The sequence below is a fragment of the Arcobacter rhizosphaerae genome (assembly GCF_049472155.1).
Taxonomy (GTDB): Bacteria; Campylobacterota; Campylobacteria; order Campylobacterales; family Arcobacteraceae; genus Arcobacter_B.
In genome coordinates, this window is the sequence record NZ_JBMOVW010000002.1 from 528,847 (window position 1) to 551,408 (window position 22,562).

Genomic DNA, 22,562 nt, shown 5'->3' on the forward strand with positions numbered 1-22,562 from the left:
TCCTTAAAAATTGTCTATTCAAATCTAATTGAGGCAGAACCAACTCCACCAATACTTGCAGTCATATTATCACCTGGTTTAATATCAACCATCGCACATAGAGCACCTGATAAGATAACCTCACCTGCTTTAAGTGATACTCCAAACTCTCCAAGTTTATTAGCAAGCCAAACTACTGCATTTACAGGACTTCCAAGTGCTGCTGCACCTGCTCCTGTGTGTAATAGCTCGCCATTTCTCTCTAAAGTGATACCACAAGTTGTTAAATCTACATCTAAAGGACTTACACTTTGACCTCCAAATACCATATATCCACAAGAGGCATTATCAGCTACTGTATCTTGAATTTTAATTTTCCAATCTTTAATCCTTGAATCAACGATTTCAAAACAAGGCATTACAAACTTAGTAGCTTTTATAACATCAGCAACTGTAACACCAGGACCTTGTAAATCCTCTTTTAAAACAAAGGCTATTTCTCCCTCTGCTTTTGGTTGAATCATTCCAGCTGACACATCAATTACATCACCATCTGAATAAATCATATCTGATAAAAGGTAACCAAAATCAGGTTGATGAACACCTAACATATCCATTACAACTTTTGAAGTAACTCCAATTTTTTTACCAATGATTTTAGATCCATCATTTTGCATTCTTAACTTTAAAAAATGATGTTGAATAGCATAAGCATCTTCAATTGTAGAATCAGGCTCTCTATTTGAAATTGGCTCAATAGTATGATTTCCCTTTAAAGCTTCATATAATTCATTTCCATATTTTTCTATTTTTTCTTGTGTCATTGCCATTTTACACCCTTACATTTTTATACATACATTTTTAAGTTCAGTATAGAACTCTAAAGAGTGATGACCACCCTCTCTACCAATACCTGAACCTTTCATACCACCAAATGGTGTTCTTAAATCCCTTAAGAACCAAGAGTTAATCCATACAATTCCTGAATCAATTTGAGAAGCTACTCTATGAGCTTTATCTAAATTCTCTGTAAAAATTGTAGAAGCAAGTCCATAGTCTGTATCATTTGCCATTTTAATTACCTCTTCTTCACTATCAAAAGGTGCAATATGACAACAAGGTCCAAATACCTCTTCTTTTACTACAGTTGCATCTTCTGGAAGTCCTGTCCAAATAGTAGGTTCAACAAAGAATCCATTTGCTAATTCACCTTCCATTTTTGGAACTCCACCACCAAGAACAATATTTGCTCCTTCTTTTTTAGCAATATCATAATATTTAAGAACTGTGTCTTGATGAGTTTTACTTACAACAGGCCCCATATCAACTGAATCATCATTGTGAATACCAAGCTTTAACTTAAGTGCTGATTCTTTTAATCTTGATACAAACTCATCAAATATTGGTCTTTGCACATAAACTCTCTCTGTTCCTAAACAAACCTGACCAGAGTTAGCAAAACAAGATCTAGTTGTTTCATGAACTGCTTTATCCATATCACAATCAGCAAAAACAATTGCAGGATTTTTCCCACCAAGCTCTAGAGATACATCCCTAACACCTTTTGAGCAAGCATTCATAATCATCTCACCAGTTTTTGTTTCACCTGTAAAAGTAATAGCATCAACATCTTTGTGAGCAGTAAGTAAATTACCAGTGATTGAACCTTTTCCTTGAACTACATTGTATGCACCAGCAGGAACTCCTACTTTTGACATTACTTCACCAAGCAAAGATGTAGTTGTTGGAGTTACTTGTGATGGTTTTACAACAACTGTATTTCCACAAGCCATAGCAGGACCAACCTTCCAAGTCATAAGTAAAAGAGGTAAATTCCAAGGAGAAATTACAGCAATAACACCTTTTGGTTTTCTCATTGAATAATTCATTGCTATCTTACCATCAGGAGTATCCATTCTATAAGCTTCATCTGCAACAGCTTTCATAGTATCAGCAAATACTTTGAAGTTTGCAGCACCTCTTGGAATATCAATATGTCTAGCAATTGAGTAAGGTTTACCTGTATCTAAACACTCAGCTTCTAAAAAATCATCAAATCTTCTATCAATTTCTTCTGCAATTTCATACATCATGGCAATTCTATCATTTAACTTCATTTGCCCCCATTCCCCTATAAGTGCTGCTTTTGCTGCTGCAACTGCTGCATTTACTTCATCTTCACGTCCTAGGGCAACTTTATTTAAAAGTTGTCCATTCATTGGGTTAATATTGTCAAAAAACTCTCCACAAGATGAGTCTAAAAATTGTCCGTTAATATAGTGTTGTACTTTATTCATTATTTAATCCTAACCTTTTTATTGCATATTTTGCACAAATAATATCTTCTTGTTCAGTTCCACCTGAAACTCCAATAGCTCCAACTTTTTCTTTATTTTCAAAGATAGTAATTCCTCCACCAAAAGGAATTAATCTATCTCGATTTGAAAAACCCTGTTCTAAATGAGATTCATTTTTGAAAATCTGTGTCCAAGTATCTGTATCAAAACCAAAGCTTGCACTTGTATAAGCCTTATCTTTTGCTATTTGAATTGAATGGATAAAAGAATCATCCATTCTTATAAATGCAAGTTCAATTCCTTTTGAATCAGTTACACTTACATTTATTTTTATATTTAATTCTTCTGCTTTTTGTACTGAATACTCACAAAGTTTTAAAGCTGTTTGGCTTCTTAAATCTTTTGATGTTTTTGTTAACATTTTATTTCCTAAATTCTATGTATAAACATTTGTAAATGATTCAACAGGCTGTTTTGTATGATAGAAGATTCCTTTCCAAAGACTCTCTTCATACCAAGTAATAGTAGGCATATCAGGTTGTACTAAATACCCAAGCCCTGCAAATGTTTCATTTCTGTTTCCAGATGGGTCAAAGAAATAAATAGTATTTCCTCTTGTAATACCATGTCTTTGAGGTGTAACATCTACTTTTACATCATTTTTTGACATAACATCAGCAGCTCTTAATATATCTGCCCAATCATCTAAGAAAAATGCAAAGTGATGTAATCCCATTTCAGGACCACCCACAAAAGCTAAATCATGTGGTGTTGTACTTCTAGCTAACCATGTTGCTGCTTGGACATCACTATTTGGCCCTACAACTACTTGTTCTGTTAATTTAAAGTTTAAAACTTCAATACAAAATTTTGTATTTTCAGCAACTTTATTAATTCCTTTTTCAGGATTTAATTCACACATTAATAAAGCATGATCTAACCAATGAGCTCCAACTCCTGTAAGACCATCTGGCCATGGATCAGGATTTTTTGTCCCAACATCTTTTCCAACAAAATCTTTTTTAGCAAAAAGAATCATCTCATGTCCAGATGGAAGATTAAACTTAATACCTCTTCCACAGAAAAGAACTTCTCCTTCTTGAACATCTTGTACATCAATTCCATAATCAAGAATTTTTTGTTTAATAACATCTAAATCTGAATCATTTACAACTTTATAAGCAATATTAATAAATCCAGCTTCATTTGATGGTGTTAATACTAATGAGTATTTATCCCACTCATCCCAACACTTAAGATAAACATTTCCATTTTCATCAGTATGAGTTATTCTTAGATCCATAACTTTTGTATAATGTCTAATAGCCTCATCCATATCAATTACTTTGATATTTATATGTCCAATTCTCATAATTCCTTGATCCATTTTTGCTCCTTTTTTAAATTAAACTAGTCCAAATTTTTTATCTTTTGTTTTTTTACATTTTACTTTTCCAATAAACTCAAACTCAATATCAGTTTTAGGATAAGCTCTACATGCTAAAACAAAACCTTGTTCTCTCTCAACAGGGGATATATGTTTTTCACTCATACATGAAGTTTCAACATCACCTTTTAAAATTTTTATTTTACAAACACCACATCCTCCTCCATGACAACCGTTTGGTGCAATTTCAATTCCACCTTTTGCCATAGAGTTTAAAATGTGCTCATTTATATTTGCATTTACACTATTATCTAGTCCAAGCATTTTAAGTTGAAATATTGAACTATTCATTTTCAATCCTTTAAAATATATAGATAAAAAAACTATCTATATTTTTACTATTTGAACTATACTTGAAAAGATTCGCAGAAAAATCGCAGAAAATAAATTTTTAAAAAATTTTCAGAAACAAAAAAAGGCCTGCATACACAGGCCTTTTTTTAAATAAAATTAAATAGATTTAAATAGAGGTGAACGCTGATTTTCAGCATTTAAATCAGCTTTTGAGAAGAACTTTTCAGTATAAATATCTTTTTCATAAAGTCTTCCTCTCATAAGTGTTGTAATACAAGCATCTATCATTGGTGGAGGACCACAAAGATATGCTTTTTTCCCTGAGAAGTCATTTTCAAAAAGCTCTTTTGCTGCATCATTTACAAAGCCTTTTCTTCCTTCCCAAGAAGGTGTATCTTCATCGGATAAAACGGGTACATAAGTAAAGTTTTCATACTTTTGTTCTAAGTCTCTAAATAAATCAGCATAATATAACTCTTCTTCATTTCTAGCACCATGGAAAAGTGTTATTTCTTGTTTACTTCCATTTTCAAGTTGTTCTAAAATCATAGATTTTGGACTTGAAAGACCTGAACCTCCTGCAAAGAAAATCATAGGTTTATTAGCAGATTCTCTTACAAAAAATCTTCCATAAGGTCCTGATATTTTCCTTCTAGCACCTACTTTTACATTTTTATGAATCCAAGGAGTTGCTTCTCCATCTGGAACTAAAGAGATATTTAACTCTACAATTTTTTTATCATTTGAAGAGTTACATAAAGAAAATGCTCTTGGTTCATCAAAGCCTGGTACATGATATTGTACATATTGACCTGCTTGAAACTCAATCTCTTCATCTAATTCTATAAAAATACCTTTGATTCTTGGTGTTAAATCCTTTACCTCAACAACTGTTCCCATAAAGTCTTTTACAGGTATTGATTTTGCATCTGGATCTTCATCAACATCAGCTTCTATAGCACAATCTTCCATAGGTGTAGCAGTACAAGCAAGACATTTCCCCTCATCTTTTTCCATATCCATAAGGGCAAAAGGAGAGGCTGCACCATAGTCAACCTCACCTTCTAATATCTCGACTTTACAAGTACCACATAAACCATGAGAACACGCATGGGGAATATATACCCCTTGTCTTAAAGCAGCATCAAGGATAGTTTGACCATCCCCTACTTCTACTATATCTCCTGTTGGTTCTATTTCTACTTGATAACTCACATTCCTACTCCGTTAATTCCTGTTAAATTTGGTGTTTCAAATCTAACTAATGATTTATGGTCAATTCCATTATCTTCAAGTGACTTCTCAAAATCAGGAGTAAACTCTTCACCGTTTAATCTCCAAATAACAGAATCATCCCATACAACTTTTTCAAAATCTGGATGATCTTTATAACAACTAGGCATTACTTCATGAACTAATGCTTTAAAAGGCATAGCAGGTGGCAAAGGAAAAGCCATTGCTGAATTTATCAACTTATGTTTATCCCAACCTACATATACAAGTTGATTACCATGAAACTTATCTACACTATCCATCATAATTACTGGATATTCACCTTTTGCTTGAATTGCCATTATGCTTCTCCTTTCCATTCTTTCCACATTTTTTCATCTTGAGAACCTACATAATCAAGATTGTCTTGTCCAAACTCAACTTTATACCACTTAAGTACTTCTGGAAGTGTTGCTCCACCACAATTTCCTTGGAAAATTTGATGAACTGGTAACCACGATTGGATAAACTTTTCAGGTTCATCTTCAAAAATATCTTTACAATGATCCGAACAGAAATGGAATCTCTCACCATTATACATAGTATGTCTATGAGCAATTTGTGTTGGCTCACCTTTTTCAACTTCTGTTGCTAACATTGGTAATTGACAAGTTTGGCATAATTGAGGAAGCATTTCAGAATAATATCTTTTACCCTCTTTTTCTAACTTATTCCAATGTTCATAAACAGGTCTGTAGTACTTATCAAAAGTATCTGGATACTTTTCGCTTAACCAATCCATTTTTTTCTCATCTGGAATCCAAGTATGGAAAGGTGCTGCTGCATTATGAGTATATAAAGTCATCCAAACTTGATGAGAAATATGCTCTTTTTCAGCTTTTATTGTTGCTGCACAATCTGGAACTGTAATTCCATATCTTTCTAAATCTTTAAATAATGCAACTGTGTTTTGCTCAAAATATAATTCCCAAGCTTCTTTCCAAGATTGTGGTGATTCAGGTAACATATAATCCATCATTGCAGATACTAAACCTAAAACTTTATATCCTCTCCATGTCCATTTATCAATCCACTTTTGAACAATAGGAACATTATCAGGGTCTTGCTCTAATAAGAACTTAATTGCTTGTAAACCTAAAGTCATGTGTCTTGCCTCATCACTTTGTGCAGAGAATCCAAATGTTACTGTCGCCATATCTCCATTATAAGCAGCACCACTCATAAATGGTACAAATAAAAGATTTGTTAATACATACTCAAATGAGAATCCAATAGCAATAATAAACTCAAATGGTCCTGCTGCTCTTGCATCATCAAAAAAAGATTTAGGAACAGATAAATACCAAACATTATCATGCCAATGTGTCCATTCTGAAAAACCATTAAAATATTTATTATAATGACTTAAAGTATGAACTTGAGTTTGTACATGTCTTAACTCATCAATAGCTTGCATTTGACAAGCAACTCTTGGACCATCACCTCTAAAAGCTCTAGCAATATTAGCAAACCCTCTATGTGCTTGATATTCTAATGGTGAAACACCTGTTAAAAACAGTTTTAAAGCTGATACATATCTTGCATCTGTAATATTTTTTTGTCCATTATTTTGAGCAAATGCATCAATAATTGCATATAACTTTTTGTCTTTTTCACCTTGGTATTTCCAATAAGCATCCATTGTCATTCTAAATGGATCTTCCCAAGCTTCCCAATCATGGATTTTTATTCCCTCAAATTTATCTTCAGGGAAAACGTCATCCATATCTTGATATGTAGTTTCCCAACCAAGTCTTGTCATATACTTATATTTGTCCTTCATATTTAGACGTTTTTTTCTTTTTTGTGTACTCATAGTCATAATATTTTCTCCTAGTTTTCCCAATAAATTGTAAAGTGATCATAATCTTCATCAACATTTCCGGCTAATGAAATTAAAACTAACTGTAACTCTTGTGGATCCCATTCTCTACCTAGTTTTTCAGATACTGTTTGGGCATTTATTACCATCTTTTTCTCTGCTGAAATTTTTACCATTGCAGGTTGTGGATCAACCTCAACATTTTCGTTATCTTCTTGAATTGCTTCAATAATAGCTCTTGTTTCATCTACTGCTTGAAGTGCTAAAAATACTTTTGACATTCTTTCTCCTATAGGTTTAAACCATTTTTATTTAATCTTGCCACTAATTGTTCTTCTATACTACTAATTGTTTCTTCTGGATTATTAACTATATTTTTAGCAATTGCTAGTGCTGCATTTTTAGCAATATCAATATATTTTTTACACCATTGATTTAATAACTCTTTATTTTCATCAGATTCTAAAGCTGCAACTTTAATTGTCATATCAATCCATTTTGCAGATTCATCATTCCATGATGTGATAAATTCTGTCATCATTGTTTGAGCTGTTCCACCTCTTTGATTTAACTCTTGTTCATATTTGTCAAATACTAAAGGATGAATAAAACCATCTAAAATTACATTTTGTGCAATATGTAATTCAAACCAATCTTGTAAAACAAAGCTATCTTCCATTGCTTTTCTAAGTGGCTGCCATGATTCATCATTTAACCATTTATCTTTTGCAGTATCTAAAACAGCAGGTTCATTTTCACTAAGTAATAATCCAATTCTTGTAAGATACTGAGCATTTCCCAGTCTATCTTCTGCATGAAACATATAGGCATTTGTAATAGCTGCCCCATAACCTTCTGAACATAATTGAAGATTATTCATATTTGCTCCCCACTCATAATGTCTAAGAGGTAAAACATAATTCAAGATTTCTTGTTTTATATCTTCTGGCATTACATCTAACATATTTCTTTTTTCTACAAATACAAAATTTTGTTCAGCAACTTCTTGTTGTTTTGCTCTTGCTGTAACATACGAAGCATAGTGATATTGTCTTGGATCTAAAAATTTATACCAATCTTCCATTTTAATGCTAGTTTTGTTTTTATCATATAACTCAAAATTTGGGTTTGCATACGGTCTGTAGTGAAAATTAGCAATTGGTTGAATATCATAAGTAGCCTCTTCATATCTTGAAGCCATCTTGCCTTCACCAATTCTTCTTTCTACATGACCAAAAGTTTCTCTCTTTGGTTTAATATCTATACTTTTAATATCTAAAGACATATTCTTAACTCCTTTATTTACTTAGTGTTCCAACAACACCATACTGCCATTTATGTTTGTCGTTTTCCACATCAATCTCTTGTTCTCTTGTTAAATGCTTAACTGCATTTCTTTTACAAAACTCATCAAATTGCTTTTTCGGCAATGCAAGTTCAACATACATACATGGATCACCAATAGAAAAATCAAACTCTACTAAATCATTTGGTTTAACATCAGTAATATGTACATATTTTCTTTCAAATGGTGATTCATTAGCCATAACACCTACCTTTTTCAATTATGAATTTTTAATTCAATTTGAATCTTAATGGAAAAAAATCGCAAAATTATCGCAGTTATTAGTGAATATTTTTATTTATGTTATAATTTTTCAAATCTACAATAAGAGCAGTAAAATGGGAAAAGTTAAGAACTATATTTTAAATAATAAATCTATACCTACTAAGTTTTCACTAACTTATATATTAATAGGTGCTATTGGTATTTTGTTTATTGATAGACTTATAAGTGAGTTTTCAAAGTATCATTCACTAAGTAAAGAAGGACCTTTAACTTTTGGGATTTTATTTTTAATAACAACTGGAATAATTCTATTTATCATGTTAAATCACATGCAAAAAGTAGTATCTAGGATTGAGCAGTCATATAAAGAATTAAAAGATAAAGATAAAGAAAGACTTGTACCTTATGAATTTGCATTAAATAACTCAATTGATGCAATTTATTGGTTTACATTAGATGCAAAATTTATTTATGTAAATGAAGCTGCTTGTAAAATGATAGGTAGAAGTAAAGAAGAGTTTTTAAACCAGATGTATTTAGAAGATATGGATCCAAACTTTGATAGACAAACAGCAAAAGAGTGTATGCATAATATTTATAATCATAAAGACTGGAGACTAGAAACAACACAAATAAGAAAAGATGGAACTATTTTTCCTGTGGAGGTTTCAGGACATGGGTTTACTCACAATGGCCATGAATACATCTGTGCTTTTGCAAGAGATATGACACAAAGACAAGAATATAGAACAAAAATTACAAAGATGAATCAAGAACTTCAAAAATCAGTTGAAGAAAAAGATATATTACTAAAAGAGATACATCATAGAGTAAAAAATAATATGGAAATAATCTCTTCTTTATTAAATATGCAAGAGCGACGAACAAAAGATAGAGATATGATTTATATCTTGCAACAAAGTAGAAGTAGAATTCATACTATGGCCTTAGTTCATGAGTTTTTGTATTTAGGTGAAAACCTTGCATATATAAATCTAAAAAATTATATAAAAAGACTTGTGGATGACATAAAAGAGTTATATATTTCTCAAAATACAACTTTAAATGTAGATGTTCATATTGATAATTTAAGTTTTTCTACAAACAGATGTATTCAAATAGGTATGGTTTTACATGAATTATGTGTAAATGCTTTAAAATACGCATTTAAAGAAGATAGAGATAATTTACTATGTATTCACATGAAAAAAATTCAAGATAAAATTCATGTAAAAATACGCGATAATGGAGAAGGCTTAGAAGATATTAGTTCTTTATATAAAGGTGACTCAATTGGAATGCAACTTATTCACTCAATTATAGAAGATCAACTAGATGGGACTATAGAGTTTAAGAATAATAATGGCTTAGAGTGTAATATAATTTTTTCTAAGGATGAGGGAGAATAATAATGAGCAAAATTGAAATTTTAATTGTAGAAGATGAATCAATAATTGCACTAAACCTAAAAGAAACACTAATTGAATTAGGGTATAAGGTTTGTGGAGTTGCACCTAATAGATGTAAAACTTTAGCTTTGCTAGAAAAAGGTGCTAAACCTGATTTAATTTTAATGGATATTTATCTAAAAGGTCCAACTACAGGAATAGAACTTGCTAAAGAGTTAAAAAATTCAATTCCTGAAGTACCTGTAGTTTTTCTAACAGCTAATTCAGAGATAAAAACAATAAAAGAAGCTTCTGAAACTTTCGCTTATGGATATATAATAAAACCATACAAAAAGCAAAGTTTACACGCAGCAATTGAAGTAGCCCTTAGCAAAGCAAAAGAAGATAATGAAAAAATTAAAAAGCTTGATGCAGTTGAGAATATAAACAAAACTTTAGAACATCAATTATCTTTAAATAAGGAACAAAATCATAGAACAATACAGTTAAAATATGGATATCTTTATGACAAAGAAGTAGAAGTTTTATACTATGGAGATGAACCTATAAAACTTACTGCTAAAGAAAAAAAAATTATTGATTTACTTTGTAGAAGTGCTGGGCAGTTTGTATCACAAGAACAAATGGAATATGCTATTTGGCAAGATGAACCAGCAGGATATGCAGCTTTTAGATCTGTGTTATTTAGACTTAGAAGTAAAATACATAAAGATTTAATAGTAAATCAGAATAATTCAGGTTATAAAATAGAGTTGTTCTAAAAAAAGTGCGATAAGAATACGATTAAATTCTACTAAAATGCCTTTATTTTTATAAAGGAGTATTAGTATGGATTTAAAACTTGAAAATAAAACTGCTCTTGTTACAGGTTCAACCTTAGGTGTTGGTTTTGCAACAGCTAAAAAACTATGTGATGAGGGTGTTTATGTCTATATAAATGGAAGAAATAAACAAAATGTTCAAGAAGCTATCAAAAAAATAAATTCACATAATCAAAATGCAAAAGTTGAAGGAATTGTTGCTGATTTATCAAGTAAAGAAGGCTGTGACAAACTAATAAAACAACTTCCAAAAGTAGATATTTTGATAAATAATCTAGGAATATTTGAGCCAAAAGAGTTTACAAGTTTAGAGGAAGATGACTGGCTTAAAATGTTTAATACCAATATAATGAGTGGAGTAAGACTATCGCAATATTATCTTCCTTTTATGTTGGAGCAAAACTGGGGAAGAATCATCTTTATTTCTAGTGAATCCGCTTATCAAATACCAAAAGAGATGATTCACTATGGTATGACTAAAACCGCACAATTATCAGTTACTAGAGGAATAGCAGAACTTACAGCTGGTACAAATGTAACTTCAAACTCCATTATAATAGGGCCTACTAAATCAGAAGGTGTTACTACTTTTTTAAATGACTATGCAAAACAAATGAACTTTACTTTTGAACAAATGCAAGATGACTTTTTTAAAAATATAAGACCTACATCGCTACTTAAAAGATTCACAGAAGTTGAAGAAGTATCAAATATGATTGTTTACACATCAAGCCCATTATCAAGTGCCACAAATGGTGCAGTTTTAAGAGCTGATGCTGGTGTAGTTCAAAGTGCAATATAAAAAGGAAACAGATGAAAAACTATAATATATCTTTAATCAAAGGTGATGGAATTGGTGTTGAGATTATAAACGAAGCTGTGAAAGTATTAGATGCAGTTAGTAAAAAGTGTGGCTTTAGTTTAGAATATAAAGAATATTTAATGGGTGGTGCTGCTATTGATAAAGTAGGACATCCTTTACCTATTGAAACTCTTGAAGGAGTTATAAAATCAGATGCTTGTTTATTTGGAGCAATCGGTGGTGAAAAATGGGATAACTTACCTAGACATCTAAGACCTGAATCTGGACTTTTAAAATTTAGAGAAGAATTAGGAGTATATGCAAACTTACGACCTGCGATTGTTTATGATGAACTTACAAATGCTTCAACCCTAAAGCCTGAAATTATTAAAGGCTGTGATATTATGGTTGTAAGAGAATTAATTGGTGGTATATATTTTGGAAAGCCAAGGCAAAATAATGGACAAAAAGCTTTTAATACCATGGTTTATACAAAAGAGGAAATCCAAAAAATCGGAAAAACAGCTTTTGAACTTGCTATGAAAAGAGATAAAAGATTATGTTCAGTTGATAAATCAAATGTTCTTGAAGTATCTCAACTTTGGAGAGCTACTATGATTGAGTTATCAAAAGAGTATCCAGAAGTGGAATTAACTCATATATATATAGATAATGCAGCTATGCAATTAGTGCGAGATCCTAAACAGTTTGATGTAATAGTTACTGGAAATATTTTTGGAGATATTTTAAGTGATACAGCTTCAATGGTAGTAGGTTCAATCGGTCTTCTTCCTAGTGCTTCAACTGGAAATAAAACAGCAGTTTATGAGCCTATTCATGGTTCAGCTCCTGATATTGCAGGTCTAGGAATAGCAAATCCAATAGCTACTATTGAGAGTGCTAGTATGATGCTTAAGTATTCACTAAATGAAGAAGAAGCTTCAAATATAATTCAAAAAGCTATAAAAAATGTATTAAAAGATGGCTATAGAACAAAAGATTTAGCATCTTTTGATGCCAAAGAGGTTTTAAGTACTTCTCAAATGGGGGATATTATAGTTGAGTATATCAACAAATAAAATGAAGCCAAAGCTTCATTTTATTATTTGGTTTAATTCACACATTTTATCTCTGTATTCATGTCTTTCATAAACACCAATTATTTTTAACTCTTCTACAAAAAACCTCAGCTCATCAAGGGCTAGTTGTAGTCTTTTTTCATCTGTATGTCCGTATAAATCTGCATGAAATTGAGTTGAATACATACTTCCAATCCCTGAATAACTCTCAATTTTTATTAGATCTATTCCATTTGTAGCAAAACCACCAAGAGCTTTATAAAGTGCTGCTGGTATGTTTCTAACACTAAAAATAAGAGAGGTTATGTAAGATTTGTTTTCCTCAAATTTTGGTGTTCTTTTCTCTTTACTTAAAACAATAAATCTAGTAACATTTCCTACATAATCTGAAAATTTTTCTTTTACAATTTCTAAATTATAAATCTTTGCAGCTAATGTTGAAGCAATTACAGCATGAGTTTTATCTTTTGATTTTTCTAGTTTCATTGCTGAACCTGCTGTGTCAAACTCTGAAATAGCTTTTAGATTTAACTCTTTTATATTATTCATACATTGAGCTAGGGCTTGTGGATGAGAAGATACTGTTTTTAACTCTTCTAGCTTATACCCTTTTACAGCTATTAAGGCATGTTCTATTGGATGAAAGTATTCATCTATAATATTTAACTGCATTTTAGGAATAAGCCTATATATTTCTTCAACTCTACCAGCTGATGAATTTTCAATAGGAATTACCCCAATATCTGCTCTTCCTTGCTCAACTAATTGCATTGATTCTAAAAAAGAATCAGAAGCTACTAAGTTTGAGTTTGGAAATAATTGAGAAGATGCTAAATGTGAATATGCACCTTCAACCCCTTGATATACAACTGTTTTATCCATTTAATACTCTTTTTCTTTCGTATTGAAACTCTAAAATTGTTGAAATAGTTCTTGTATAAGGGGCATCAAGTCCTTGTTTTTCACAATTTCGTACAACTACCCCACAAATTTCTTCAAGTTCTAGGGGTCTATTGTTTTCTCTATCCACATACATTGAAGGTTTTAAGTTTACAAAACCTTTTATCAATTCAAACATTTTATCAACGCCTTCTTGTGATATATTTACACCTGCAGCTTTTGCAGCTACGGCTGTTTCACTCATAAGCCCATAGATAATTTTAGAAGTTTTCTTATCTGTAAGTAAAGGTCTTGTTTTCTCTTCTAATAAAGCACAAATTGCATTCACACCATTATTAATAATCAATTTATTCCATAATTCAAGTTTTATATCATCACAAAGTATCGTTGATGTTTGTGTTTTATCCAAAATATTTTTTAGTTCTTTCAAAAAAGCTTGATTTTTCTCATTTGCTTTTATAGCACCTATTAAAGTCTCAACATTTCCAGAACAATGAACATGACCTAAAGAGATAGTATGAGAAACAATAAGCCTTGTTAATCCACCTATTACATAATCATTATTGTAATACTTTGCCATGATATCTTCATTTTCTACTCCATTTTGAAGAGAAATAAAATATGGTATTTTAGAAGAGTTTTTGGCCCAAGAAGCTAATGATTTAGAAATACTCTCTGTACTCATTGCTTTTGTTGCTATAAAAATTGCATCAATTTCTTCTGCTTTAAAACTTTTAGTAAATTCTTCAATACTATATGTGTCTATTTTATCTTCAATAGTATAATCAGGGTGAGTTACTTTCATGTTATTATTTTTTAAATATTCTAAATTCTCACCTCTAGCAATAAACTTAATATTACATCCTACTTCATGTAATATCATTCCATAAAAAGCACCTATACCACCTGCACCTATTACAACTATATTCATTATTTATTCCTATAAATTATTCATTTTTTAAAAGTCATATTATATACTAATACAGTATAATTCTAATAAAAAAGGTTTAACTTGATAAGACTTGGTTCAAATTCACCCACAAGAGCACTAATACTTAAGAATTTTGGGATTGATTTTATTCAAAATGGTGGAGATTTTGATGAAGATAGTATAACTACACAAAATCCAAAATCTTTTTGCTATGAGGCAACAAAAGGAAAATTTGAAGAACTATATAAAAAGTATGGGGTTGAGGATATGCCTTTACTTGTTGCTGATTCTGTAGTTACTGCAAATGGAAGGCTACTTAGAAAAGCAAAAGATGAAGATGATGCAAGAGAAATGTTAGAACTTCAAAGTGGAAATGAAACTTCTGTAATAACTTGTATGATTTATAAATCAAAGGAAAAAGAGCTTATAGATATAAGTGTTACAACATATAAATTTAATAAATTTGATGAAAAACATATAAATGAATATATAAATTCTGGTGAATGTTTTGGAAAAGCAGGTGCTATCATGGTAGAAGGATTTTGTAAGCCTTATATAAAAAAAGTAAAGGGATATGAAAGTTGTGCAATGGGACTTTGTGTTGAAAAACTTTTAACATATCTTTAAGAAATTTATTAAATTTCTATCATATTTATTTATAAAATTTAACTTAAAAAATATATATGGAAACAAGATAATATTCACACAACCCTTATTTTATGGAAACTATAGTTAAATTAATTTTTTTTTAATATTTACTATTATAATATATAAATATGCCATAAGCATATATATATTTACTCATAGCAAATAAAAAGGAACAAAAAATGTTAGAAGTACTATTTGGTGGTCAAAATGTAGAAAGAATCCTACAATACTTATTAGCAAGAGACTCTGCTTATGCAAGAGAAATTGCATTATTCTATGATGTAACTCAAGCTACAATTAAAAAACAACTAGATAAATTAGAAAAAGGCTCTATTATTGTTGGCCAAGACTATGGTAATATGAGAATATACAAACTCAATCAAAGAAATATATATATGAAAGAACTTATTGCTTTATTACTAAAAGTAAGATCAACATACGAGCCAGAAGAAAGAGCAAGACTAGTAAAAAAAGATAGAACAAGAGTTAGAAGTAAAAATAAACCATTAAATTTAAGAAGATAGGTAAAATTAAATATGGAAGAAAAAAATGACCATAGTAATATTGAGTTGCTTAATAATCTGATTGATGTCCAAGATTGTGCCACATTAGTCTGTCAAGTATTAAAAAATAGAAATATTGATGTTGTATTAACTGGGGGAAGTTGTATGGAAATATATACTAATTCCAATTACTCATCACTTGATTTAGATTTTATTGCAAATCCTAATGTAAAAACAAAACAAGTAATTTCCACTATGTTAGATTTAGGTTTTCACAAGACAAAAGATGGTTATTTTAAATATAAAGATAATCCATACTTTATAGAATTTCCAACAGGTCCTATTTCTGTAGGTGACGAACGAGTACATAAAACAATTGAGTTAAAATCTCATGTTGGAACATTAAAACTTTTATCTCCAACAGATTGTGTTAAAGATAGATTATGTGCATATTACTATCACAATGGAAAAGAATGTTATCCTCAAGCAGTAGCTGTAGCACACTCAAACATAGATAAAATAGATTTTGAAAATTTAAAAGCTTGGGTAAAAAAAGAAAAATCAGATATCAAAAATGATTTAACTCAACTATTAAAAGATTTAGAAACATTAAAAAAACCAAAAACACTTAAATCTATAAAAGAGTATTTAAAATCTAAAGAAGAATCTAATTATGTAAATATAGATATAGAGACCGAATTTATTGAACTAACAGATGATTTACTTAATGATTATGTAATATATGAACTACTAAATATTGAATTAGGTGATAATACCTCATACTATGAAAAAATGAGTAAATTATATTTTGAATTGTTAAAAGTATAAAGAAAACCATTAATTTTAAATCTCACAATAACTATATTGAGAACTAAAAATTTAATAACTATTTTATAAACTTATTGTAAAATAGCCAAAAGAAAGGATACCATGAAACTATCAAATTATTTTCTATTAAGTATAACTATTTTTATTTTAACAGCCTGTAGTAAAAAAGAAATACCTGAACAATATGTTATAAATACGAAATATAAAGAAGCAAATATTTTAGAAAAAAAGGAAAAACAAAAAGTAAATCCTTTGGCATTATTAAATAAGAAAGAAAAAGAATTTCTTGAGATTATAAAAATTGATAAATACTCTTCTTTATGTAAAAACAATGATTTTTATGAAGAAATTAAAAAACTAGATACTAAAGAAGAAATCTCACAAAATTTAAAAGATTTTTTTCCTATATATGTAAATAACTTAGAAAACTCATGTATCAATAAAGATGCTTTTTTTAAAGAACTGAAAAAAGAAAAGTACAAAGACTTTAAGTATTCATACGAAATGTATTTAAAAGAAATAAATACAAAAGCTCTTCTAAAAAACTATGAAAATCCTAATATCTCAATAAATGAAATACTAAAGCAATATACTCCCAAACATCCTGATTTTTTTAAATTTATTACGCTTTTAAATAAAAAAAATTTAAACAAAAAGAAAAAATATAGATTAAAACTAAATATCGAAAGATTGAAACTATTAAAAAGTTTTGATAATAAAAACTTTATTCAGTTAAATATTCCTTCTTATAATTTCAGTTTATATGAAAAAGGCAAAAAAGTAAAAAGCTTCGGTACTGTTGTGGGTTCAAAAAAAGATCAAACACCTATTTTATCTAGTAAGTTATCTTATTTTATTATAAATCCTACTTGGAATATCCCTACTTCAATTGCTAAAAAAAGTATTATTCCTAAGGCTTTAAAAGATAAAAACTTTTTGAAAAAGAAAAATATTGTAATTAGATACAAAAAATATGACTTAGACTTAGAACCTATAAAATTTAAAGATGTAAAATGGGATAAATATCTAAAAGATGATGTAAAATATATACCTTATAGATTTATTCAATTACCTTCTAAAACAAATGGAATGGGTAGAGTAAAATATATGTTCAAAAATGACCATGCTGTTTATATGCACGATACTATTGGTTCATGGCGTTTCAAAATAAATAAATCAAAGATTAGAGCTGTAAGTCATGGTTGTATTAGATTGGAGCATCCATTAGCTTTAATGAAACATATAAGTACTTATTACACGACAAAGTCATATAAAAGTGTAAGAAATATATATAATAAAGAACAAACTGACTCTATTAGACTAAGTAAAAAACTTCCTTTACATATAACTTATATCACAGCTTATGAAAAAAATGGTAAGTTAAAATTTACTGATGATATTTATGGATATGACAAAATCCAAAAGTTAAATCATAGTTTTTAATATATCTAAAACTTTAAATAGGTAGAAATACCTATTTTATAAGTGTTTTTATAGTAGTTAACATTCCTGTATGAAGATTGTAATTTGCTACAGGAAAATCAAGATTATCTTCATCTGTAAGATTTACTCTATAAGAGTTTAAATACTCTCCTAAAATTTTTAAATCAATTGCTTTATAATCGACATCTTTATATTGTGTTCTTACAAGTTCATTTCTTTCATTTGATTGCTCTATTATAAAAGCCATTGTTCTTAAACAAACTAAGTCAGCCCATCTATAAAAAAAATCTTTATTAATTTCCTCTACTTTTTTTCCCTCAGGAGTAAAAAGTAGATTTTGATCTCTAAGTGGTAAAAGAACTGATAGTGTTGCTTCCACATAAGGTAAAATTTTTTCTTTCCAAAAATCTTCTTCTTCACTTTTATCTAATGCAAGAGAATATGCTTCTAAAATTTCTTCTTTTGAAGCTTTTTTTAATAATTCATCTAATGATTCATTCATCATATTACCTTTTGTACTAATTGCTCAGGAAGTAAACCTATTGACTCTTCTATTTTTTTTGTATCACCATGTTCTATAAAATCATCTTCATATTCAAAAGAAGTTAGCTTAACACATATTTTTTCTTCATTTAAAAACTCTAAAATAGCGCTTCCTACTCCACCTTGTTTTTGAGAGTCACTAAATACATACCAATCATCATATTTACAGGCTAAATCTTTTAAAGTCTCTTTATCAAGAGGTTTTACAAATCTTAAATCTAAAACTGCTATATCTTCTTCATGTAAAGCTTCAGTTTTACAGGCTCTTCCAACAGCTGCACCATATCCAATAAAAAGTTTTTTTGAACTACCATCTTTTAAAAGTTCAGCTTTTCCTAATTTAAAACCTTCACTTTTATAATTAGTTTCTATAAATGCACCTCTTGGATATCTAATAGCACAAGGCTTATCTAAAGTATAAGCAAAATCAATTGCTTGATGAAGAGTTTCATTATCTCTTGGAGCAAATAAAACCATATTTGGAATAAATCGTAAATATGAAATATCAAATGCTCCTTGATGAGTCTCTCCATCATTTCCTACAATTCCAGCTCTATCTATTGCGAAAACTACAGGTAAATCCATAAGACATACATCATGAATTATCTGATCAAAACCTCTTTGTAAAAATGTTGAATAAATAGTAATAAATGGTTTAAAACCCTCTTTTGCCATAGCTGCCATTGAAGTTACGGCATGTTGTTCAGCAATTGCTACATCCCAAAATCTATCAGGGAAGGCGTCCATAAGTTTATTTATTCCTGTACCACTTGGCATGGCAGCTGTAACACCAACTACATTTTCATGTTTACAGGCTAAATTACTAAGTGCTTCTGCAAATACTGCTGTTGCAGCTTTTGGAGCTTCTTTTTTTACAAAAGCTCCATCTTCAACATTAAAAGGCCCTACTCCATGCCAATGTTCATGTTGTCCCTCAGCTACTTTATATCCTTTACCTTTTACTGTTCTTGCATGAACTATTACAGGTTTTTTCATTGCCTTTGCGATTTCTAAAGTATCAATAACTTCTTCTAAATTATGCCCATCAATAGGTCCAATATAATCAATCCCCATTTCTTCAAATAAAATTCCTGGAGTTATAAGCTTCATAGCTTCTTCCATTCTTTTTGCTATATAAGTAGTACCCTCAGGCATATTTTTCTTAATAAAGCTATCAACTTTACCTTTAAATCCTTGATAATACTTCCCTGCTAAAAGCTTAGAAAGATATTTTGAAATAGCCCCTATTGGTTTTGCTATTGACATTTCATTATCATTTAAAATAATCACCACAGGAAGTTTTAAATCACCTAATTCATTTAAAGCTTCATATACCATACCAGCAGTCATTGAACCATCACCTATCATAACAACAGGTGTTCTATCTTCTTTTTTAAGCTGTATTGATTTAGCAGCACCCACTGCCAATGATATAGATGTTGAACTATGTCCAGCTACAAAATAATCAGCAACACTTTCATTGGGTTTTGTAAAACCACTTAATCCTTCGAACTGCCGAATAGTTTCAAACTCTTCCCATCTTCCTGTCAAGAGTTTATGAGGATAACACTGGTGAGATACATCAAATATAAAAGGATCTTTATAAGCATCAAATATATAATGCATTCCAATTGTTAATTCAACTGCACCTAAAGTTGAAGAGAAGTGTCCACCTTTTCTCGATACAACATCAATAATTCTATCTCTGATTTTTTGAGAAATATCTTCTAACTCTTCTAATGATTTGTTTTTTACTTCCATAATAATTCTTATTTATTTATTTTCTTCTAATACCTCATCTAAGATACTAAAGACTTTTGTATTTTGACTTTGTGAACCAATAGTAATTCTAATTGCATTTACACCATAGCCAGTTAAATCTCTAACAATAACACCTCTTTTTAAAAGTTGTGTTGCTATTAGCTTTGAACTATATTTATCACCAAATTTTAATGTAATAAAGTTCGTATATGAATCAATATAATTAAAACCTTTTTGTTTTGCATACTCTTCATATCTTTTCATTTCTTCAAAATTTAAAGCTATACAACTTTGAACAAACTCTTCATCCCTTAAAGCTTCTATTGCTGCTGCTAATGATAAAGTTGTTATATTAAATGGTGCTCTTAATTTATATAAAGTCTTGATAATTTCTTCATTTGCCACACCATATCCAACTCTCATACCACCTAAAGCATAAGCCTTTGAAAATGTTCCTAAATATATACAATTAGGAAATTTGTTTATTAAATCTTTTGCATCAATCTTTTTCTTTTCATCTTTAAATGAAGCATACTCTTGATAAGCTCCATCTATTACAACTAAAGTATCTTTGCTAATTGTCTCTAAAAATTTATAAACATCTTCTTTATCTAAACACTCTCCTAAAGGATTGTTTGGTAAACATAAAAATATTATATCAGCACCATGTTCTTGATACATAGCACTAAATTGTTCTAAATTATGTTCATCATCTTTTGTTTTTAAAATTTGACATCCTGTTTGTTTACCATATATTTCATACATAGCAAATGTTGTTTTAGACATTAACATTTTTGAGTTTTCATTACACTTAGCATGAACACAAAATTCTAAAATTTGGTCACTTCCTGAACCTATAATAATATTTGATTCATTTACATCAAATTTAGTAGCTAAGGCTTCTTTTAATTCAAACATAGAATCATCTGGATATATAAACATATTTTTTGATAACTCTTGAATTTTTTCTTGCACCCTTGGCGATGTTCCATAAGGATTTTCATTAGATGCTAATTTTATTATATCTTTTGGATCAATTCCATATTCTCTTACAACTAGTTCGATTGGTTTTCCTGCTTCATAAGTTGTAACATTTTCTAAAACTTTATTAAATTCCATTTATATTTCCTATTTAATATTTATATATCGTTTATCTCTTTTACATAAGATCCTAATACTTTTACAGTGTCTTTATGTTTTGCTAACAATTCTTTAACATGTTCATCATCTTTATGTCCATCAAAATCTATAAAGAAAATAGAATTTCCTTGAACAATATGTGATTTAATTTTTGTTAAATTTATTTGGGCATTGTTAAAATCATTTAAAAACTCAACTAAAGCACCTTGTCTATCAGGTAATTCTACTAAAATAGAAGTTTTATCATTTCCTGACTGAGCATTTTCAAAATCACTTATTATAAAAAATCTCGTTTTATTATTATCTTTATCTTCAATATTTTCAAATAATATAGGAAGATTATTAAGTTTTGCACCTACATGAGGACAAATTGCTGCACTAAATGGTTCTTTTGCTGCAAGTTTTGCAGCTTTTGTTGTTGATTCAATTGGAATTTGTTCAACTTCATCTAAACCAAAATTAGCTAAAAATTTTCTACATTGTTCAAAAGCTATATCTTTAGAATAAATTCTTTTTATATCTTTTACCTTATCACAAGTACTTGCTAAAGTATGATGAATATCAAGAACAACCTCAGCAATAATTTTAAGATTATATTTACTTAAACAATTGATAGTATCAGTAACTATTCCATTTGATGAATTTTCAATAGGAACAACCCCAAATTTCGCTTTTTTAGTATCTACTTCCCTAAATATCCCATTTATTGAAGAAATCGATACATAAGAACTCATAGCTCCAAATCTTCCTTCAGCAGCTTGATGAGTAAAACTTCCCTCAGGACCTAAGTAAGCTACATTTTCAGGTAATTCTAAATTTCTTGAAATAGCAAATATCTCTAAAAATAAAGCTTCAATAGCAGCTCTATTTAATTTTCCATTATTAACAGCTTCCAATCTGTCAATAATCTCTTTTTCTCTCTCAGGTCTATAAATTGCTCCACCACTTTTAGCTTTTAAAAGTCCTACTTGATGTACAACTTCCATTCTTTCATTTATAAGTTTTAAAAGTTCCTCATCAATAGTGTCAAGTTTATTTCTTAAGTCTAATAATCCATGCTCATTCATTTGTAC

Annotated in this window: 25 protein-coding genes; 8 read left to right on the forward strand and 17 right to left on the reverse strand. The window is 29.6% G+C overall.

Annotation, left to right across the window (positions count from 1 at the left end):
* Positions 1-14 precede the first annotated feature (14 nt).
* The 11 genes from ACH5BH_RS05655 to ACH5BH_RS05705 all read right to left on the reverse strand — a co-directional run bounded on the left by ACH5BH_RS05655 (position 15) and on the right by ACH5BH_RS05705 (position 8,658).
* Positions 15-809, reverse strand: a complete 795-nt coding sequence (locus ACH5BH_RS05655; RefSeq protein ID WP_404306150.1) for a fumarylacetoacetate hydrolase family protein — start codon at positions 807-809, stop codon at positions 15-17.
* Between the two features lie 9 nt (positions 810-818).
* Positions 819-2,276: a 2-hydroxymuconic semialdehyde dehydrogenase gene (locus ACH5BH_RS05660; RefSeq protein WP_423297720.1), complete on the reverse strand. Its 1,458-nt coding sequence runs from the start codon at positions 2,274-2,276 to the stop codon at positions 819-821.
* Positions 2,269-2,697, reverse strand: coding sequence for a GlcG/HbpS family heme-binding protein (locus ACH5BH_RS05665; protein ID WP_423297721.1), 429 nt, complete (start codon positions 2,695-2,697; stop codon positions 2,269-2,271). The genes ACH5BH_RS05660 and ACH5BH_RS05665 overlap by 8 nt, the downstream gene beginning before the upstream one ends.
* A gap of 15 nt (positions 2,698-2,712) precedes the next feature.
* Positions 2,713-3,663 carry a catechol 2,3-dioxygenase gene (locus ACH5BH_RS05670; RefSeq protein ID WP_404306156.1) on the reverse strand — a complete coding sequence of 317 codons (951 nt, stop codon included), beginning with the start codon at positions 3,661-3,663 and terminating at the stop codon, positions 2,713-2,715.
* Positions 3,664-3,681: 18 nt separating this feature from the next.
* On the reverse strand, positions 3,682-4,014 hold the full coding sequence (locus ACH5BH_RS05675) for a 2Fe-2S iron-sulfur cluster-binding protein (RefSeq protein WP_404306158.1): 333 nt from the start codon (positions 4,012-4,014) through the stop codon (positions 3,682-3,684).
* Between the two features lie 159 nt (positions 4,015-4,173).
* Entirely contained in the window at positions 4,174-5,232 is a 1,059-nt protein-coding gene (locus tag ACH5BH_RS05680; protein WP_423297722.1) for an NADH:ubiquinone reductase (Na(+)-transporting) subunit F, read from the reverse strand.
* Positions 5,229-5,591 carry a phenol hydroxylase subunit P4 gene (locus tag ACH5BH_RS05685; protein WP_404306162.1) on the reverse strand — a complete coding sequence of 121 codons (363 nt, stop codon included), beginning with the start codon at positions 5,589-5,591 and terminating at the stop codon, positions 5,229-5,231. Before ACH5BH_RS05685 ends, ACH5BH_RS05680 begins: the two co-directional genes overlap by 4 nt.
* Complete coding sequence (locus ACH5BH_RS05690; protein ID WP_423297723.1) at positions 5,591-7,111, reverse strand: aromatic/alkene/methane monooxygenase hydroxylase/oxygenase subunit alpha; 1,521 nt, start codon at positions 7,109-7,111, stop codon at positions 5,591-5,593. Before ACH5BH_RS05690 ends, ACH5BH_RS05685 begins: the two co-directional genes overlap by 1 nt.
* A gap of 11 nt (positions 7,112-7,122) precedes the next feature.
* Complete coding sequence (locus ACH5BH_RS05695) at positions 7,123-7,392, reverse strand: MmoB/DmpM family protein (RefSeq protein WP_404306166.1); 270 nt, start codon at positions 7,390-7,392, stop codon at positions 7,123-7,125.
* 8 nt (positions 7,393-7,400) lie between these two features.
* Positions 7,401-8,396, reverse strand: a complete 996-nt coding sequence (locus tag ACH5BH_RS05700; RefSeq protein WP_404306168.1) for an aromatic/alkene monooxygenase hydroxylase subunit beta — start codon at positions 8,394-8,396, stop codon at positions 7,401-7,403.
* 13 nt (positions 8,397-8,409) lie between these two features.
* A complete protein-coding gene (locus ACH5BH_RS05705) occupies positions 8,410-8,658 on the reverse strand; it encodes a phenol hydroxylase subunit (RefSeq protein WP_423297724.1) in 249 nt (82 codons plus the stop codon).
* Positions 8,659-8,794: 136 nt separating this feature from the next.
* Between ACH5BH_RS05705 and ACH5BH_RS05710 the strand changes: the two genes are divergently transcribed.
* The 4 genes from ACH5BH_RS05710 (at position 8,795) to leuB (ending at position 12,792) form a co-directional block, all read left to right on the forward strand.
* The gene (locus ACH5BH_RS05710) at positions 8,795-10,090 is read left to right on the forward strand and encodes a sensor histidine kinase (RefSeq protein ID WP_404306172.1); all 1,296 of its coding nucleotides are present in this window, start codon (positions 8,795-8,797) and stop codon (positions 10,088-10,090) included.
* 2 nt (positions 10,091-10,092) lie between these two features.
* Positions 10,093-10,851: a response regulator transcription factor gene (locus ACH5BH_RS05715; protein ID WP_404306174.1), complete on the forward strand. Its 759-nt coding sequence runs from the start codon at positions 10,093-10,095 to the stop codon at positions 10,849-10,851.
* 67 nt (positions 10,852-10,918) lie between these two features.
* Positions 10,919-11,713 (forward strand): SDR family NAD(P)-dependent oxidoreductase, encoded by a 795-nt coding sequence (locus ACH5BH_RS05720; RefSeq protein ID WP_423297725.1) that lies wholly within the window; start codon positions 10,919-10,921, stop codon positions 11,711-11,713.
* Between the two features lie 11 nt (positions 11,714-11,724).
* A complete protein-coding gene (gene leuB, locus ACH5BH_RS05725; RefSeq protein WP_423297726.1) occupies positions 11,725-12,792 on the forward strand; it encodes a 3-isopropylmalate dehydrogenase in 1,068 nt (355 codons plus the stop codon).
* Between the two features lie 15 nt (positions 12,793-12,807).
* Here the strand turns inward: leuB and ACH5BH_RS05730 are convergent, their stop codons facing one another.
* On the reverse strand, positions 12,808-13,674 hold the full coding sequence (locus ACH5BH_RS05730; RefSeq protein WP_423297727.1) for a prephenate dehydratase: 867 nt from the start codon (positions 13,672-13,674) through the stop codon (positions 12,808-12,810).
* Entirely contained in the window at positions 13,667-14,623 is a 957-nt protein-coding gene (locus ACH5BH_RS05735; RefSeq protein WP_404306186.1) for a ketopantoate reductase family protein, read from the reverse strand. Before ACH5BH_RS05735 ends, ACH5BH_RS05730 begins: the two co-directional genes overlap by 8 nt.
* An 81-nt stretch (positions 14,624-14,704) precedes the next feature.
* Here ACH5BH_RS05735 and maf point away from each other — a divergent pair, with 81 nt between their 5' ends.
* The 4 genes from maf (at position 14,705) to ACH5BH_RS05755 (ending at position 18,045) form a co-directional block, all read left to right on the forward strand.
* On the forward strand, positions 14,705-15,250 hold the full coding sequence (gene maf / locus ACH5BH_RS05740) for a septum formation inhibitor Maf (RefSeq protein WP_423297728.1): 546 nt from the start codon (positions 14,705-14,707) through the stop codon (positions 15,248-15,250).
* A 200-nt stretch (positions 15,251-15,450) separates the two neighbouring features.
* Positions 15,451-15,795: a winged helix-turn-helix domain-containing protein gene (locus ACH5BH_RS05745; RefSeq protein ID WP_423297729.1), complete on the forward strand. Its 345-nt coding sequence runs from the start codon at positions 15,451-15,453 to the stop codon at positions 15,793-15,795.
* Between the two features lie 12 nt (positions 15,796-15,807).
* Positions 15,808-16,602, forward strand: a complete 795-nt coding sequence (locus ACH5BH_RS05750) for a hypothetical protein (protein ID WP_423297730.1) — start codon at positions 15,808-15,810, stop codon at positions 16,600-16,602.
* A gap of 102 nt (positions 16,603-16,704) precedes the next feature.
* Positions 16,705-18,045 carry a L,D-transpeptidase family protein gene (locus ACH5BH_RS05755; protein ID WP_423297731.1) on the forward strand — a complete coding sequence of 447 codons (1,341 nt, stop codon included), beginning with the start codon at positions 16,705-16,707 and terminating at the stop codon, positions 18,043-18,045.
* 31 nt (positions 18,046-18,076) lie between these two features.
* Here the strand turns inward: ACH5BH_RS05755 and ACH5BH_RS05760 are convergent, their stop codons facing one another.
* Genes ACH5BH_RS05760 through pheA form a run of 4 tightly spaced genes read right to left on the reverse strand, consistent with a single transcriptional unit; the run spans position 18,077 to position 22,556 of the window.
* Entirely contained in the window at positions 18,077-18,547 is a 471-nt protein-coding gene (locus ACH5BH_RS05760; protein ID WP_404306195.1) for a hypothetical protein, read from the reverse strand.
* A complete protein-coding gene (gene dxs, locus ACH5BH_RS05765) occupies positions 18,547-20,349 on the reverse strand; it encodes a 1-deoxy-D-xylulose-5-phosphate synthase (RefSeq protein WP_423297732.1) in 1,803 nt (600 codons plus the stop codon). The genes ACH5BH_RS05760 and dxs overlap by 1 nt, the downstream gene beginning before the upstream one ends.
* Positions 20,350-20,361: 12 nt before the next feature.
* A complete protein-coding gene (gene hisC, locus ACH5BH_RS05770) occupies positions 20,362-21,468 on the reverse strand; it encodes a histidinol-phosphate transaminase (protein WP_423297733.1) in 1,107 nt (368 codons plus the stop codon).
* Positions 21,469-21,488: 20 nt separating this feature from the next.
* Positions 21,489-22,556, reverse strand: a complete 1,068-nt coding sequence (pheA, locus tag ACH5BH_RS05775) for a chorismate mutase (protein ID WP_404306201.1) — start codon at positions 22,554-22,556, stop codon at positions 21,489-21,491.
* Positions 22,557-22,562 lie beyond the last annotated feature (6 nt).

Bases quoted from the DNA above. Each gene is read 5' to 3' on its own strand.
- ACH5BH_RS05655 (WP_404306150.1), bottom strand. From the start codon at position 809: ATGGCAATGACACAAGAAAAAATAGAAAAATATGGAAATGAATTATAT.
- ACH5BH_RS05660 (WP_423297720.1), bottom strand. From the start codon at position 2,276: ATGAATAAAGTACAACACTATATTAACGGACAATTTTTAGACTCATCT.
- ACH5BH_RS05665 (WP_423297721.1), bottom strand. From the start codon at position 2,697: ATGTTAACAAAAACATCAAAAGATTTAAGAAGCCAAACAGCTTTAAAA.
- ACH5BH_RS05670 (WP_404306156.1), bottom strand. From the start codon at position 3,663: ATGGATCAAGGAATTATGAGAATTGGACATATAAATATCAAAGTAATT.
- ACH5BH_RS05675 (WP_404306158.1), bottom strand. From the start codon at position 4,014: ATGAATAGTTCAATATTTCAACTTAAAATGCTTGGACTAGATAATAGT.
- ACH5BH_RS05685 (WP_404306162.1), bottom strand. From the start codon at position 5,591: ATGGCAATTCAAGCAAAAGGTGAATATCCAGTAATTATGATGGATAGT.
- ACH5BH_RS05690 (WP_423297723.1), bottom strand. From the start codon at position 7,111: ATGACTATGAGTACACAAAAAAGAAAAAAACGTCTAAATATGAAGGAC.
- ACH5BH_RS05695 (WP_404306166.1), bottom strand. From the start codon at position 7,392: ATGTCAAAAGTATTTTTAGCACTTCAAGCAGTAGATGAAACAAGAGCT.
- ACH5BH_RS05700 (WP_404306168.1), bottom strand. From the start codon at position 8,396: ATGTCTTTAGATATTAAAAGTATAGATATTAAACCAAAGAGAGAAACT.
- ACH5BH_RS05705 (WP_423297724.1), bottom strand. From the start codon at position 8,658: ATGGCTAATGAATCACCATTTGAAAGAAAATATGTACATATTACTGAT.
- ACH5BH_RS05710 (WP_404306172.1), top strand. From the start codon at position 8,795: ATGGGAAAAGTTAAGAACTATATTTTAAATAATAAATCTATACCTACT.
- ACH5BH_RS05715 (WP_404306174.1), top strand. From the start codon at position 10,093: ATGAGCAAAATTGAAATTTTAATTGTAGAAGATGAATCAATAATTGCA.
- ACH5BH_RS05720 (WP_423297725.1), top strand. From the start codon at position 10,919: ATGGATTTAAAACTTGAAAATAAAACTGCTCTTGTTACAGGTTCAACC.
- leuB (WP_423297726.1), top strand. From the start codon at position 11,725: ATGAAAAACTATAATATATCTTTAATCAAAGGTGATGGAATTGGTGTT.
- ACH5BH_RS05730 (WP_423297727.1), bottom strand. From the start codon at position 13,674: ATGGATAAAACAGTTGTATATCAAGGGGTTGAAGGTGCATATTCACAT.
- ACH5BH_RS05735 (WP_404306186.1), bottom strand. From the start codon at position 14,623: ATGAATATAGTTGTAATAGGTGCAGGTGGTATAGGTGCTTTTTATGGA.
- ACH5BH_RS05745 (WP_423297729.1), top strand. From the start codon at position 15,451: ATGTTAGAAGTACTATTTGGTGGTCAAAATGTAGAAAGAATCCTACAA.
- ACH5BH_RS05750 (WP_423297730.1), top strand. From the start codon at position 15,808: ATGGAAGAAAAAAATGACCATAGTAATATTGAGTTGCTTAATAATCTG.
- ACH5BH_RS05755 (WP_423297731.1), top strand. From the start codon at position 16,705: ATGAAACTATCAAATTATTTTCTATTAAGTATAACTATTTTTATTTTA.
- ACH5BH_RS05760 (WP_404306195.1), bottom strand. From the start codon at position 18,547: ATGAATGAATCATTAGATGAATTATTAAAAAAAGCTTCAAAAGAAGAA.
- dxs (WP_423297732.1), bottom strand. From the start codon at position 20,349: ATGGAAGTAAAAAACAAATCATTAGAAGAGTTAGAAGATATTTCTCAA.
- hisC (WP_423297733.1), bottom strand. From the start codon at position 21,468: ATGGAATTTAATAAAGTTTTAGAAAATGTTACAACTTATGAAGCAGGA.
- pheA (WP_404306201.1), bottom strand. From the start codon at position 22,556: ATGAATGAGCATGGATTATTAGACTTAAGAAATAAACTTGACACTATT.